The 13,565-nt window shown below is 35.8% G+C and carries 16 protein-coding genes and 1 tRNA gene; 10 read left to right on the top strand and 7 right to left on the bottom strand.

What is annotated here, in order from left to right:
- The first annotated feature begins 54 nt into the window (after window positions 1-54).
- The 4 genes from A9996_RS02655 to A9996_RS02645 all read left to right on the top strand — a co-directional run bounded on the left by A9996_RS02655 (window position 55) and on the right by A9996_RS02645 (window position 4,041).
- On the top strand, window positions 55-1,077 hold the full coding sequence (locus tag A9996_RS02655) for a LacI family DNA-binding transcriptional regulator (protein ID WP_066430588.1): 1,023 nt from the start codon (window positions 55-57) through the stop codon (window positions 1,075-1,077).
- Window positions 1,078-1,247: 170 nt separating this feature from the next.
- Window positions 1,248-1,397 carry a hypothetical protein gene (locus tag A9996_RS20195; RefSeq protein ID WP_157487177.1) on the top strand — a complete coding sequence of 50 codons (150 nt, stop codon included), beginning with the start codon at window positions 1,248-1,250 and terminating at the stop codon, window positions 1,395-1,397.
- Window positions 1,398-1,734: 337 nt separating this feature from the next.
- The gene (locus A9996_RS02650) at window positions 1,735-2,949 is read left to right on the top strand and encodes a site-specific integrase (protein WP_066430586.1); all 1,215 of its coding nucleotides are present in this window, start codon (window positions 1,735-1,737) and stop codon (window positions 2,947-2,949) included.
- 189 nt (window positions 2,950-3,138) lie between these two features.
- Entirely contained in the window at window positions 3,139-4,041 is a 903-nt protein-coding gene (locus A9996_RS02645; RefSeq protein ID WP_066430526.1) for an IS1595-like element ISGal1 family transposase, read from the top strand.
- 1 nt (window position 4,042) lies between these two features.
- On the opposite strand, the gene A9996_RS02640 is transcribed toward A9996_RS02645, so the two are convergent.
- The 5 genes from A9996_RS02640 to A9996_RS02625 form a co-directional block, all read right to left on the bottom strand.
- On the bottom strand, window positions 4,043-4,528 hold the full coding sequence (locus A9996_RS02640; RefSeq protein WP_066430585.1) for a hypothetical protein: 486 nt from the start codon (window positions 4,526-4,528) through the stop codon (window positions 4,043-4,045).
- Between the two features lie 239 nt (window positions 4,529-4,767).
- A complete protein-coding gene (locus A9996_RS02635) occupies window positions 4,768-4,980 on the bottom strand; it encodes a helix-turn-helix domain-containing protein (RefSeq protein WP_066430584.1) in 213 nt (70 codons plus the stop codon).
- Between the two features lie 146 nt (window positions 4,981-5,126).
- Window positions 5,127-6,092: a site-specific integrase gene (locus tag A9996_RS02630; RefSeq protein WP_248912311.1), complete on the bottom strand. Its 966-nt coding sequence runs from the start codon at window positions 6,090-6,092 to the stop codon at window positions 5,127-5,129.
- A gap of 196 nt (window positions 6,093-6,288) precedes the next feature.
- Window positions 6,289-6,444, bottom strand: a complete 156-nt coding sequence (locus A9996_RS20380) for an Arm DNA-binding domain-containing protein (protein WP_248912307.1) — start codon at window positions 6,442-6,444, stop codon at window positions 6,289-6,291.
- 280 nt (window positions 6,445-6,724) lie between these two features.
- Window positions 6,725-6,798 (bottom strand) — tRNA-Arg (locus A9996_RS02625).
- 85 nt (window positions 6,799-6,883) lie between these two features.
- Here A9996_RS02625 and A9996_RS02620 point away from each other — a divergent pair.
- From A9996_RS02620 to A9996_RS02600, 5 genes are all read left to right on the top strand, one after another.
- A complete protein-coding gene (locus tag A9996_RS02620; RefSeq protein WP_066430581.1) occupies window positions 6,884-7,519 on the top strand; it encodes a Crp/Fnr family transcriptional regulator in 636 nt (211 codons plus the stop codon).
- A gap of 60 nt (window positions 7,520-7,579) precedes the next feature.
- Entirely contained in the window at window positions 7,580-8,140 is a 561-nt protein-coding gene (locus tag A9996_RS02615) for a YeeE/YedE family protein (RefSeq protein ID WP_066430578.1), read from the top strand.
- Between the two features lie 89 nt (window positions 8,141-8,229).
- Entirely contained in the window at window positions 8,230-8,643 is a 414-nt protein-coding gene (locus tag A9996_RS02610) for a DUF6691 family protein (protein ID WP_066430574.1), read from the top strand.
- Window positions 8,644-9,444 carry a sulfite exporter TauE/SafE family protein gene (locus A9996_RS02605; RefSeq protein WP_066430573.1) on the top strand — a complete coding sequence of 267 codons (801 nt, stop codon included), beginning with the start codon at window positions 8,644-8,646 and terminating at the stop codon, window positions 9,442-9,444.
- Between the two features lie 103 nt (window positions 9,445-9,547).
- On the top strand, window positions 9,548-10,954 hold the full coding sequence (locus A9996_RS02600; RefSeq protein ID WP_066430568.1) for an MBL fold metallo-hydrolase: 1,407 nt from the start codon (window positions 9,548-9,550) through the stop codon (window positions 10,952-10,954).
- 91 nt (window positions 10,955-11,045) lie between these two features.
- Here the strand turns inward: A9996_RS02600 and A9996_RS02595 are convergent, their stop codons facing one another.
- Both A9996_RS02595 and prmA read right to left on the bottom strand, forming a co-directional pair.
- Window positions 11,046-11,321 (bottom strand): ATP-dependent Clp protease adaptor ClpS, encoded by a 276-nt coding sequence (locus A9996_RS02595; RefSeq protein ID WP_066430567.1) that lies wholly within the window; start codon window positions 11,319-11,321, stop codon window positions 11,046-11,048.
- A 127-nt stretch (window positions 11,322-11,448) separates the two neighbouring features.
- Complete coding sequence (prmA, locus tag A9996_RS02590; RefSeq protein ID WP_066430566.1) at window positions 11,449-12,282, bottom strand: 50S ribosomal protein L11 methyltransferase; 834 nt, start codon at window positions 12,280-12,282, stop codon at window positions 11,449-11,451.
- 65 nt (window positions 12,283-12,347) lie between these two features.
- On the opposite strand from prmA, the gene A9996_RS02585 reads away from it, so the two are divergent.
- Window positions 12,348-13,550, top strand: coding sequence for a porin (locus A9996_RS02585; RefSeq protein WP_066430559.1), 1,203 nt, complete (start codon window positions 12,348-12,350; stop codon window positions 13,548-13,550).
- Window positions 13,551-13,565 lie beyond the last annotated feature (15 nt).

Below are 13,565 nucleotides of genomic sequence, written 5' to 3'. Positions count from 1 at the left end.
GGGTTTGTTAATGTCCCTACTTGCAATCAGTTTAACTTCAATAGAATAAAAATAATGGAAACCATTACATTGAAAAAAATTGCAGAGCAATTAGGGCTATCTATCTCAACTGTTTCCAAAGCATTAAAAGACTATCCAGATGTCAGCGCAAAAACAAAAGAAAAGGTTCGGAATTTAGTAACAGAACTTAATTATGTTCCCAATAGTAGTGCCGTGAGCTTAAGATCTCAAAGAACAAATACCATTGGAGTTATTATCCCTGAAACAGTTCATCACTTTTTTTCTTACGTGATAAAAGGTATTCTAGAAGAAGCTGATAAAAAGAAATACAATGTCATTTTAATGCAGTCAAATGAAGATTATGAAATTGAGAAAAAACAGGTCGAGTTACTTTTAAACAAGGGGGTTGATGGGATTCTGATTTCGTTGTCAAACACCACAGTATGCTTAGACCACCTCGAAAAAATAAGAGTGCAGGGTATTCCGTTAGTTCTTTTCGATAAAATTGCAAAAAACATCAATTGCTCAAAAGTTAAGGTTGATGATAGAAAGGCAGCTTATGAAGCTGTAAGTTATCTCATTGACCATGGATATAGAAGGATTGCACATTTTAGAGGAGGCTTAATTCCGCAGAATTCGGTTGATCGTTTTTTAGGTTATAAAAAGGCCTTAATTGATCACGACATTGAATTTGATTCATCTTTGGTTTATATGTGTGATAGCAACTCAGATTTTACCGATGGCTTTAACAACGCCGAGAAGATGATTCAAGATCACGGCGACAATGTTGATGCCATATTTACAGTTAATGATTTGTTAGCAATAGGCGCCATAGATTATTTTAATGCAAACGGCATTAAGATTCCCGAAAGAATCGCTCTAATAGGTTTTAGTAATTGGTTTGTATCTTCGGTACTTACCCCTTCACTGTCTTCCATAGAACAACACGGTTTTGAGATGGGTAGTAAATCAGCTCAAATAGTACTTCATGAAATAGATTGCAAAAACAAAGGCATACCTATTGAACCTCAACAAATTATTATTGAAACCAATTTAATTATCAGAAATTCTTGTTGATAATTCTAATCAACTAGCATTCTTTTTTAGGTAAGATGGAGTCTAGAATGACCTTCTCAATTTCAGATTTTATATTTTGACCTCAGTTAAATATGGTATTAATTTCTATTTCATTGCTTTAAATTGGCACTATTGGCGCTACCATTCTTTCTAGTTACAACTGTTTGTTTATGAAACTTAATCTTAGATTGAATCAGGGACAAATGGAAAATAACATCTTTGTTCAAAAAGAAGAGGATTTAGAAACGTTTGGCAGAAGTGGTACTTTGATAAACAAATCTGTCTTGATGCCAAAGAGGGATGTATTTTACAATGTTTAAATAAAATAAAAAAGCTTCCCTAAAAAGAGAAGCTTTGATTTCTGTACAGGTGGGGAGACTCGAACTCCCACACCTCGCGGCACTAGATCCTAAGTCTAGCGTACATTTGCCTAAAAAGTATTAAAGTTACTCATTTTCAATGATTTACATGATTTTTAATTTTCCTTGATATCATCTAATATCAATTGATTTCAGCATTTGTTGTACCTATGTTGTACCTGTAAAGACCAATAAATTCGTATCTTTGAGGTAATTCATAGGCAGAAAATACATTCAGAATAGAATGTTGTACCTATGTTGTACCTGAGTTGACTTTCGTACTCAAAACAGGTCAATTATGTCTTCAAATGCAAAAATAGTTCTGCGCAAAAAGCCTAATAAAGAAGGCTTATATCCACTTGCCATTCGAATTACGAAAAACCGTCGTTCAACCTTTCAATATATGGGTCACTATATAGAATTGGAAGAGTGGGACAAGAGAAACCTCATTGTTAAAAAATCCCATCCTAATTCAGAACATCTCAATAGTTTATTATCTACTCAACTCTCAGGAGTCAATAAAGCATTGATATCTCTTCAATCTGAACATAAAGATGCCTCTGCAAATCAGATTAAAAAAGATATTTATCATTCTGATAAGAACTTAACATTCTTTGAATTGGCAGAGGAGCATCTCGAAGATTTAGAATGCTCAGAAAAACTGAATAGGCTGTCCTGTGATAAGGCATGGATAGGATATGTTCTAAAATTTTATAAATCCAAACATCTCACTTTCCAAGAAATTGATGAACGATTTTTAAAGAAGTTAATTATATATCTAAAATCATCTCATAAATTATCTGAAACATCTGTCATGAACATTATGGTGCTGATGCGATTACTATATAATAGGGCCATTAAACTAAAAATAGTAGTAAGAGAACTATATCCATTTGGAGGTGATAAAATAAGGATCAAGTTTCCAGAATCAAATAAAATTGGATTGAATATACAAGAAATACAAAATATTGAAGGCCTTAAAAATCTAACAATTGTTGAACTGCATACACGTAATGTTTGGCTATTTAGTTTCAATTTTGCAGGGATGAGAGTTTCCGATGTTCTTAAGATACGATGGTCTGATATTAATGATAATCGACTCCAATATAGAATGCATAAAAACTCCAAGTTAATTTCTATGAAAATTCCTGTAAAGGCATTAGATATCATAAACCTATATAGAAACGATAGAAAGGATACTAATGATTTCCTGTTTCCTGAACTAAAAAAAGCAAACCTTAGGGATGCGAAGGACGTTTACAATAAGCTTAAAACAGCAAACAGAAAGTTTAATGTGAATTTAAAATCCATTGCAAGAAAAGCTAGCATAACTAAAAAACTCACTATGCATATTGCCAGACATTCATTTGGAAATATCGCCGGGGACACAGTTCACCCGCTAATGTTGCAAAAGCTTTACAGGCACAGTGACTTAAAGACAACGCTAAATTATCAAGCAAATTTTATATATAGAGAAGCAGATGATGCTTTGGATAGTGTGGTGAATTTTTAAGTAATTATTTCATAAGTCTTATGGGGAGGCAATTTAGATTCTAAAAATGAGATCTTTACGGTAAAAAAAAAAATGGAACAACCGTTAAAAAAAAATATTCAGCTTGTTCTCGTCCAGTATTACATTTAATTAAAATAATTGAGTTAATCATTTAAGTTCTGTATCTTGCGCCCAATAAATATAATGATTATGGATGTGTTTAAGGGTCAAAATATACTGAACTTTGTAAAAGAATTGCCGGATGATGATTCCTGCAAGGCTTATTTGGCTAAAATAAAATGGCAGGATGGTTTTAAATGTATGAAATGTGGACACACCAAAGGATGTGCAAAAGCGGGATACACCTATCAATGTTATAACTGTCAGCATGTGGAGAGCTCCACGGCAAATACATTGTTCCACAAAGTTAAGTTCGGGCTCCATAAGGCATTCTGCATCGTGTTCGAGATGGCCACCAGCACGAAGAGCGTGTCAAGTGTCCAGATGGGGAAGCGCTTCGATGTCCGACAGGGAACTGCCTGGTATTTTATGCAGAAGGTGAGGATAGCCATGCAGAGCAGCCAGCAATATCCATTGTCGGAAATTGTCCATGTGGATGAATTCACGGTTGGTGGAAAAGAAGAGGGCAAACAGGGCCGGAGCTATGACTCCAAGAAGAAAAAGGCAGTGATAGCGGTGGAGCTAGACAAAAAGCACAAAATCAAAAGGGTCTACGTAAGATCGATCGAGGATTATTCAGCGAGATCCCTGACGCCAATCTTCGAAGAGCATATCAGTACGACCGCCAAAGTGGTAACAGATAAATGGCGAGGGTATGCACCGTTGATGAAAGACTATAATATTGAACAGAAATACAGTGCAGGCGGCAAGAACTTCAAGGAAATGCATATTGTTATAATGCAGCTGAAATCTTGGTTGAGGGCAATTCCAACACATGTAAGCAAATGGCATGTACAGAGATATTTCGATGAGTTCTGTTTTAGGATAAACAGGTCACAGTTCAAAGAAACCATTTTTCACAAAACCATTGAAAGAATGGTCGCCAAAAAACCGATATATCAACAAGTAATAAAACAGCACGTAAGTGTGTAACTCAATTGCTTAATTCTAAAATTAAATGGTTTCTTTCATTCATTGTGGGTGTAAGTTTAATTGCCCCACCGCTAACAACAAATAGATTGGCTTCAATTCTTATTGCATAAACCCGAAGCCAACTATGCCTTTTCATTCCTTTGGCTTTGTCTTTTTCCAGATTCTCATTGATAACTCCTTTTGATAAGGGTTCAAATAACGTAGATAATGTTTCAAGTCTTTCAGTTTTTCCTGATTCTGCTATGTATAACAATTCTTCTTCGAAAAGTCTAGCGTCTTCTTTTGTTTTTTTAATAGCTTCTTCAATTGATAAGCCATTCCAAAACTCATTGTCTAAATCCTCCTTATGCTGTTCGAAAAACTCTCTTAAATAGATGGGATCATTCCATAATTCAAAACATTTTGCAAATTCGTTTAACACTTCAGTATCATATTGAACTGAATATAAACTCTCTTTTACTATTGCAAATGTATTAATTATTTTCATTAAATCAACCTGTAAGTTTATTTTTAAAACAAATTTAACTGTTTTGAGGAGATACTATTAATATTATTTAAAAATTAAGCAACAAGATATTAACATTCTACAACCTAATGTCTAAAACCTGTTATCAATATTAAAAAGCCAAATTTAATGATCCTTAATTGCCTACCCAAAAACACTTTGTAACTGTCCGTTCCGTTTACATTACACAAAAGATAGTGTCATATAAGATTTTAGCTTGTCTAACCTTCTTTCTTATCTTTTAAACTGACAGGCACCAATTTATGTCCAAACATCTTTAAAACTTGATTTACCTTATCAAGGTTCAAATTAGTGTTATTCTGCTCTATTTTTCTGATTACCGTTAATGCCACTCCTACTCTATCTGCAAACTCTTCTTGGGTCAGACCGACCTCTTTTCTCCGCCCTTTCTCAAACTCTGACAACTCTTTCATTATATGCAATTAAATATAACGGTATACAGATACTTCAAATTATATGTTATTACGTATAATCACAAGGCCATTACTATTTATATCTGCAATTACACATAGTAAAAGATTGAATTCTTTGGAGGCATAATTATTAATCACAATTAGGACTATTCATTAAGCACATTCAACCTCTTAAGAAGCTCTTCCTTTGTCATAAGGGAATAATTTATCTTTTCTGCCGCTATAATTTTTTCCCGTAAATGAATAAGTTCTTTTTCCTCTTCAAGTTGCCTCGCTTTTTCATTAAGCCTTTTTTGAACGGCATCCATATCGGACTTTATTTTATGATCCATTACACGAGCATAAATTTGAGTGGTGGTAATTTTTGAATGTCCCAATATTTTAGAAACAGTTTCAATGGGCATTCCGTTACTTAGTGCGACCGTCGTTGCAAAGGTGTGACGTGCCATGTGAAAAGTCAGATTTTTTTCAATTCCAACCTCAGTAGCAATTTCTTTAAGATAAAGATTTGCCTTCTCATTGGTTATGGAAGGCAAAAGTGTACCTGATACTTGAGTAACTGGATGTCTTTCATATTTATTCAGGATCTGTTCAGCACGAAATAATAATGGAATCTTGATTTTAGTATTTGTTTTTTGTCTGACAGTGGTTATCCATTTATTGCCTTCATCATCGCCTATCCAAACATTTTTATTTGTCAAATTCTTAATGTCAACAAACGAAATACCCGTGTAGCAGCCGAAAACAAAAAGATCCCGTACACGGTCCAAGCTGTCAATATTAAAATGATGGCTTGCCAATTTAGAAAGTTCGTTGTCAGACAAAAACTCTCTATCTACTTTGTCAAACGATGATTTCCATCTACGGAAGGGATCATCTTTCATCCATTCAAGATTGTATGCAAGTGTTACTATTTTTCGGAATCTTTGAACGTGTTTGGTCACCGTATTATGACTCATTGCCTTTGGATGGCCTTTTGGGTAGTAGGCATTGAGAAAGTTTTCAAAATCACACAGAAACTCAAAATTCAAACCTGATAAAGAAATATCCATAAGTCGTTTCTTCTTTAAAAAACGATCAATATAACCTTCAGTTACTTTGAAGTTTCTAATAGACCCAATCGCATGGGTGTTTTCAATTTTGTTTGAATGATAATCTATAAGCTCTTGAAGTGTATGGCCATTTGAGCTTTCATTTAAAAAGAGATTCTTGATGGCTTTGCTGGTTACTTCCTCTCCGTTGTCACGCAGCTCTTGATAACACCTAAAGAGCTTGGATTTGGATAAATCTAAATAGCGATTAAACTCTTTAGCGGTCCGTGAAGTGCCTTGATGTTTTTTGGGTTTTGAAATCCCATTGCTCCATGGCCAACTTTCTTTTGAGACTAATGCTCAATCTTTTTTGATCTACATTAATTCTGGCATAAATGAGACCCTCTCCATTCTTGGATTTCTTTGTATCCATCCAAAATTGAATGGAAAATGTTTTTTAAGTACGCATAACTTTGGTTTTAAATTAAACTTGAATCATCGCGAAAGTCAAATCAAACTTAAAATAATAACCAATATTCAACCTTATGTTGAATCCCTTCGTGGTAGCTAAAGCTACCATTTATAATCGGAACTGACCGAATAGCTACCATAAGCTACCATAAAACATCAAATTATATGAATTCCCAAAAAACAAGAAACCGCGCAAATCCTAGGATTTGCGCGGTTTTGTTGCTTTTTCATAAAGCCTTGAGTGACCTCGACTGGATTCAAACCAGTAACCTCTTGAGCCGTAATCAAGTGCGCTATTCAGTTGCGCCACGAGGCCTTTTAAAGTGGCTGCAAATATAACACTTTTATTAAAAAACCACCAAACAATTTATTTCAAATTTGTAAATGTTTATTTTTGAAGTATGATTAAAGAACATTTACTAGAGCAATTCAAATATCAATTTGATATATCTCTTATCAAGAACATAGCTCATTATGGTAGTATCAAACATTTCAAAAAAGATGATATTATCTCGGATATTGGACAAGAACTTACGCATGTGCCATTGCTGTTAGAGGGCAACATCAAAGTGCTACGTGAAGACAAAAACGGTAGCGAACTATTATTATATGTTCTGGAAATTGGCGACACTTGTTCTATGTCACTAACCTGTTGCATGGCAAAATCCAAAAGCAAGATTAGGGCGGTCGCTGACAAAGATTCTAGTGTTATCATGATTCCCAACCACAAAATGACGGAATGGTTCCATAACAGTGAGAGCTGGCGAAATTTTATTTTAAACAGCTATCAAATCCGTTTTAATGAAATGCTCGAAACTATTGACACTTTGGCGTTCATGAAAATGGACAAACGCCTCCTTAAATATTTAACAGATCAGGTTAAATTGAATGCTTCCACCACGATTTCGAAAACACATCAGGACATTGCTGAAGATTTGAATACATCGAGAGTGGTTATTTCTAGATTGCTGAAGCAATTGGAAAATGAACACAAAATCTTATTGAGCCGCAATAAAATTGAGGTTCTTGATTTTTAAGTAACAACTATTACTAACCAACTTGTTTACTACGCTTACATTTGTAAAAAATTGAATATAATGGAATACATTTTACAACCTTGGCCTTGGTACGTTTCAGGTCCATTGCTAGCATTTATCATGTTTGCTCTTATTTATTTTGGGAAAACCTTTGGAATGTCTTCAAACTTAAAAACGTTTTGCACCATTGCAGGTGCTGGAAAAAAAACCAAATTCTTTGACTTCGATTGGAAATCCCAGAAATGGAATCTTACAGTGGTTTTAGGCGCGGTAATTGGCGGTTTTATTGCTCATTTTTTACTATCCAATCCAATAGATATTGATCTAAATCCTGACACAATTGCACAGCTCTCACAATTGGGCTTTGAAAACGCCGGCAAATCCTTATTACCGGCTGAATTGTTTAGTTGGAATGCTGTTTTTAGTTTGAAAGGATTGGCCATTTTAAGTAGTGGCGGATTTCTTGTAGGCTTTGGAACACGTTATGCCGGAGGCTGTACTTCTGGTCACGCCATTACAGGATTAAGTAGTTTGCAACTGCCATCATTAATTGCCGTCATCGGTTTTTTTATGGGCGGATTGATCATGGTTCATTTAATGTTCCCTTTAATTTTTGGATAACATGAAATGTCCATTCGCAAATCGTAAATTAACAAAACAGTAAACTTGGACATTGCATCCAACATTTAAATAATAATTAATATTTACAGATGAAATTTATAAAATTTTTAGTCGTCGGTGTCATCTTTGGTATTGTTCTCGTAAAATCAGAAGCCGTTTCATGGTATCGTATTTATGAAATGTTCCGTTTTGAATCGTTTCATATGTATGGCATTATAGGAACTGCTGTTATTACGGGAATACTTTTACTCTTAAGTACAAAAAAATTCAAGTTCAAAAACATTGAAGGTGGTTTTATGAGCGTGCCCGACAAAGAAAAAGGTTTGGTACGTTATATTTTAGGAGGTACGCTTTTCGGATTAGGCTGGGCATTGTCTGGTGCTTGTCCTGGCCCCATGTATATCTTGGTTGGCACTGGTGCTTTCGCGATGCTTATAGTTATTTTAGCAGCTGTCTTGGGTACCTATGTTTATGGGGTACTAAAAGAAAAATTGCCACATTAAATGGAGTTAATTGAAATTTTAGGCTATGTTGGCGCTTTCGTAGTTGGTCTGGTATTAGGACTCTCAGGAGGTGGTGGCTCTATAATTACAGTACCCATAATGGTGTATCTTATTGGCATAAATCCTGTAACTGCTACAGCGTATTCATTATTTGTGGTAGGAAGCACCTCAGTAATCGGCACCATTCAAAATTTCAGAAAAAAATTGGTGGATGTAAAAACGGCAATCATTTTTGCTATTCCTGCCTTTACGGTGGTTTATATCACCCGTCGATATCTTGTACCTGCTATTCCTGATCCGGTTTTTTTCGTTGACGAATCACCTATTACCAAAGATGTGTTTATTATGATTTTCTTTTCGATTATCATGTTTGTGGCCTCCTTGTCAATGATCCGTTCAGAAAACGACAGTGCAAACTTAAGCTTCAAGGCCACGATCAATATTCCCTACTTGGTTCTTATCGGGATCGTTGTGGGTTTGCTTACTGGAATTGTTGGTGCAGGAGGCGGATTTTTAATCATTCCCGCTTTGGTATTGTTGGCCAAATTACCAATGAAAAATGCCATTGGTACTTCGTTATTTATTATTTCAATCAACTCCTTGGTAGGTTTTACTGGCGACCTACAACATAGAGCTATCGAATGGTCCTTTTTACTGATTTTTACAGCTATCTCCATTGTCGGAATTATCATTGGCGTGTATGCATCAAAATTTATAAGTGGCACCAAATTAAAACGTGGATTTGGATGGTTTACACTAGTGGTCGCTCTTTATATTATCTATAGAGAGATGTTCGTTTAGGGTGACAAGTGTCATAAAACTAACTTTGAAGAGTTATATCTTTGAAGTACTAATATTTAAAAATAAGTCGCCCGTCTTCAAGGGAATAAAAAAATAAATTGTCATGATAATAAATCAAATTTATACAGGTTGTTTGGCGCAGGGTGCTTACTATATTGAATCTGAAGGCGAAGTTGCCATTATTGATCCTTTACGCGAAATCCAACCTTACATCGATAAAGCTAACGCAGCAGGAGCAAAAATAAAATATGTGTTTGAAACCCATTTTCATGCCGATTTTGTTTCGGGACATGTTGATTTGGCCAACAAAACTGGCGCCACTATTGTTTATGGTCCCGGAGCTGAAACCTCATATTACAGCCATACTGCTATAGATGGTGAGGAGTTCAATATTGGAAAAATCACTATCAAAGCGCTACATACGCCCGGACATACCTTAGAATCGACGACTTTTTTATTGATCGATGAGCATGGCAACAATCATGCGATTTTCTCAGGAGACACCTTATTTTTAGGTGATGTGGGCCGACCTGATTTGGCCATTAAATCAGATTTGACCAAGGAAGATTTAGCCGGAATGCTATACGATTCACTCCGTACCAAAATTATGACTTTGGCCGATGAAGTAATTGTGTATCCAGCACATGGTGCTGGTTCCGCCTGCGGAAAAAATTTGAGTAAAGAAACTGTTGGTACCATTGGAGATCAAAAGAAAACCAATTATGCCCTTCGCGCTGATATGACTAAGGCCGAATTCGTCAAAGAGGTTTTAGACAGCATGCCACCGCCACCGCAGTATTTTGCTAAAAATGCGATGCTGAACAAAACAGGATATGATGCTTTTGATCAGGTTTTAGAAACAGGAAATGTGCCGTTGAATCCGCAAGATTTTGAAGGAATGGCGAACTATGAGGAGGCTTTGGTTTTGGATGTCAGAACGCACAGCGATTTTATTGAAGGCCATATTCCTAATTCTATTTTTATTGGTCTGAATGGTCAATTTGCCCCTTGGGTTGGCGCTTTGATCACTGATTTGAAGCAGCCTTTAATACTTGTGGTTCCCGAAGGTAAAAGTGAAGAGGCCTTGACACGTTTGTCTCGTGTAGGCTATGATAATACTTTGGGCTATTTAGAAGGTGGTATTGACGCTTGGAAGGCCTCGGGTAAGGACGTTGCGACCTTAGAATCCATTTCTGCGGAAACTTTTGCAGAGAAAGTAAAATCAGAGTCCATTAACATTCTTGATGTAAGAAAAGATGGCGAATATATAGCTTCTCACTTAGAAGACGCACAACATTTTGCTTTAGATTTTATCAATGAACATATGACTCATATTGACAGCACCAAAACTTATCATATTCATTGTGCTGGTGGGTATCGCTCTGTAATTGCGGCATCCATTTTAAAAGCTAGAGGCTTTGATAAGTTGGTGGATGTAGCTGGCGGATTTGCAGCCATTAAGGAAACGGATATGTTGACTACGGAATTTGTCTGTCCGTCAACATTGTAACGCATTATTCAAAAACTGAATCGCAAATTATTAAATATAAAAGACCTCACAATTAAAATTTGTGAGGTCTTTTATTTAAGTGAATGCATTTTTAAACAATCTCCGCACTCAATCCAGCTTGTAAAAGTTTTGAACAACGTGGTTCAAGCTCATCATAAGACCCTGTTTTCACAGTGCATTTTCCTTTATAATGCACTAATATTGAACATTGTTCCGCTTGCTCAGGCGTATGGTCACAGGCATAGATCAACGTATCGATGACATAGTCAAACGTATTGACATCATCATTATACAATACAATCTCGTTCAGGTTTTGTTCTTGGGTATCAACGAGAAGGTCTTCTTGAATTTTCTCTTTCGTACTCATCTTTTTTTTTAGTCTGTGCAGGTATCAATCTGCAGTTGAAAATTATAGTAATTGGGGCATCCACCTTCCAGCCTCTAGCTTCTATCTTCTAGCTTCTAGCTTCTAGCCTCTACCTTCCAGCTTCCAGCTAATTTACGAATTTTAGAGCAACCCATTTGTTTTTTTCTAATCTTTCAACGTAGGTCAACCCGTGTTTATTGCATTCTTCTTGAATGGCGGGAATATCATCAACATAAAATCCGCTTAAGAAAAGCGTCCCATTAGCGTTCAGACATTTTGCGTAAGCTCCCATATCATTCAATAGAATATTTCGGTTGATATTTGCAATAATAGTATCGTATTTTTGAGTGTTCAACAAACTCGCATCGCCTTCCAAAACAGTGATATGTTCGCAATTATTGCGTTCAACATTCTCTAAACTGTTCAAGTAACACCAATTGTCATAATCAATGGCATCAATAGGTTTGGCGCCTTTCATTTCTGCAAGAATGGCCAAAACACCAGTTCCGCATCCCATATCTAATACTGATTTCTCTTTAAAATCATTTTTCAGAATATGTTGAATCATCATATGTGTGGTTTCATGATGCCCAGTGCCAAAGCTCATTTTAGGTTCTATGATGATATCGTATGCTGTTTCTGGTTTTGGATGAAATGGCGCTCTCACGGAACAGACGTCATCAACAATAATAGGATTGAAATTCTTTTCCCATTCTTCATTCCAATTGGTCTGTTCAATGTCTTCAAACGTATAAGAAATCTCAAATTCATCTGAACCCAAAATATAGATATCATCTAAAATAGCGTCATTCCATTCTTCCTTTTGGATATAAGCAGTAACACCTGTTTCAGTTTCTACAAAACTTTCAAAACCTGCATAGCCCAATTCTGCAATAAGAATTTCTGTTCCTGGTTGAAGTGGTTGCACTTTAAATTCGAAACCAATATAAATCTCTGCCATCTATTTTTTTTGCAAATTTACAAATCAATAATTTAGTTAGTACATTTAGGGCCAAAATAAATATAATGAAAAACCTCTTATGTATTTTTCTGTTTCTAGGATACTGCAGCACCTTTCTGGGGCAAGATAACAATGACATTAAATTGTCTGCCCTACCCTATTACAGTTATGGCAAAGGTTTGGGAATAACATCGCCAGACAGCATTTTTAAGTTGAACATTCGTTTTAGAATGCAAAACAGACTAACTTACATTAACAAGGAAGATGCTGATCCTGCTTATGAAGCCTTGATAAGGCGATTGCGTTTACGTTTTGATGGTTATGTTGGAGACCCTAAAATAATTTATGTCATTCAATTGTCATTTTCTCCTAACGATGTTGGAATTATAGAAAATGGTGATAATATCAATATTATTAGGGACGCAATAGTTTTTTACAGACCCAGCGAGCACTGGAATATTGGTTTTGGACAAACTAAACTTCCTGGCAACAGACAACGTATCAATTCCTCTGGTGCTTTGCAATTAACAGATCGGTCTATCAACAATGCACGTTTTAATATTGATCGCGATTTTGGATTGCAAGTCTATTATTTAAATGAACTGGACCATAAATTCTCATATAACGTCAAAACCGCAATAAGCACTGGTGAAGGTCGAAATTGGACGCAAGATCCTGACAACGGTTTAGCATTTACTGGCAGATTGGAACTTTTCCCTTTTGGATCATTTAAAAGCAATGGCACCCTATTTGAAGGTGATATAAAACGTGAGGATACACCTAAGCTCATGGTTTCCGGTGTTTATCATTACAACGAAAATGCACGAAGAACGCAAGGTACGCTCGGAGATGAGCTTTTTGAAAGACGCGATATGAAATCGCTCCTATTGGATGCTATTGTTAAATACGATGGATGGGCTTTTCAAACAGCATATATGAAACGGATGGCTGATGATCCTCTTACGGTCAATCCTGATGACATTACCGAGACCCAGTTTGTATTTGTAGGCGACGGATTTGATACGCAGTTAAGTTATTTATTTGAAAACGATTATGAACTTATTGGCAGGTTTTCTCATCAAACACCCCATCAGAATATTGAAAACTTAATACCTCAAACCAACCAATACACGCTTGGCGTCACTAAATACATTTGGGAACATTCGTTAAAACTTCAGGCTGAAGTGACTAAAACTGATTTAAAATATTTTGATAACACCAACAAAGAGAATTGGTATTTACGGTTTCAGGTTGAAATAGGCATCTAATAAAACAAAAAAGAC

Origin of the sequence: Gelidibacter algens (genome assembly GCF_001678675.1) — a bacterium.
In the GTDB taxonomy this organism is placed as follows: Bacteria; Bacteroidota; Bacteroidia; order Flavobacteriales; family Flavobacteriaceae; genus Gelidibacter; species Gelidibacter algens.
This window is presented reverse-complemented; position numbering and strand designations above follow the sequence as displayed.

What these genes read in the sequence shown, in the direction of transcription:
- A9996_RS20380 (WP_248912307.1), bottom strand. Translation starts at nt 6,444, where the DNA reads ATGGATACAAAGAAATCCAAGAATGGAGAGGGTCTCATTTATGCCAGA.
- A9996_RS02650 (WP_066430586.1), top strand. Translation starts at nt 1,735, where the DNA reads ATGTCTTCAAATGCAAAAATAGTTCTGCGCAAAAAGCCTAATAAAGAA.
- A9996_RS02585 (WP_066430559.1), top strand. Translation starts at nt 12,348, where the DNA reads ATGAAAAACCTCTTATGTATTTTTCTGTTTCTAGGATACTGCAGCACC.
- A9996_RS02605 (WP_066430573.1), top strand. Translation starts at nt 8,644, where the DNA reads ATGGAGTTAATTGAAATTTTAGGCTATGTTGGCGCTTTCGTAGTTGGT.
- A9996_RS02645 (WP_066430526.1), top strand. Translation starts at nt 3,139, where the DNA reads ATGGATGTGTTTAAGGGTCAAAATATACTGAACTTTGTAAAAGAATTG.
- A9996_RS02595 (WP_066430567.1), bottom strand. Translation starts at nt 11,321, where the DNA reads ATGAGTACGAAAGAGAAAATTCAAGAAGACCTTCTCGTTGATACCCAA.
- A9996_RS02640 (WP_066430585.1), bottom strand. Translation starts at nt 4,528, where the DNA reads ATGAAAATAATTAATACATTTGCAATAGTAAAAGAGAGTTTATATTCA.
- A9996_RS02635 (WP_066430584.1), bottom strand. Translation starts at nt 4,980, where the DNA reads ATGAAAGAGTTGTCAGAGTTTGAGAAAGGGCGGAGAAAAGAGGTCGGT.
- A9996_RS02655 (WP_066430588.1), top strand. Translation starts at nt 55, where the DNA reads ATGGAAACCATTACATTGAAAAAAATTGCAGAGCAATTAGGGCTATCT.
- A9996_RS02615 (WP_066430578.1), top strand. Translation starts at nt 7,580, where the DNA reads ATGGAATACATTTTACAACCTTGGCCTTGGTACGTTTCAGGTCCATTG.
- A9996_RS02610 (WP_066430574.1), top strand. Translation starts at nt 8,230, where the DNA reads ATGAAATTTATAAAATTTTTAGTCGTCGGTGTCATCTTTGGTATTGTT.
- A9996_RS20195 (WP_157487177.1), top strand. Translation starts at nt 1,248, where the DNA reads ATGAAACTTAATCTTAGATTGAATCAGGGACAAATGGAAAATAACATC.
- A9996_RS02600 (WP_066430568.1), top strand. Translation starts at nt 9,548, where the DNA reads ATGATAATAAATCAAATTTATACAGGTTGTTTGGCGCAGGGTGCTTAC.
- A9996_RS02620 (WP_066430581.1), top strand. Translation starts at nt 6,884, where the DNA reads ATGATTAAAGAACATTTACTAGAGCAATTCAAATATCAATTTGATATA.
- prmA (WP_066430566.1), bottom strand. Translation starts at nt 12,282, where the DNA reads ATGGCAGAGATTTATATTGGTTTCGAATTTAAAGTGCAACCACTTCAA.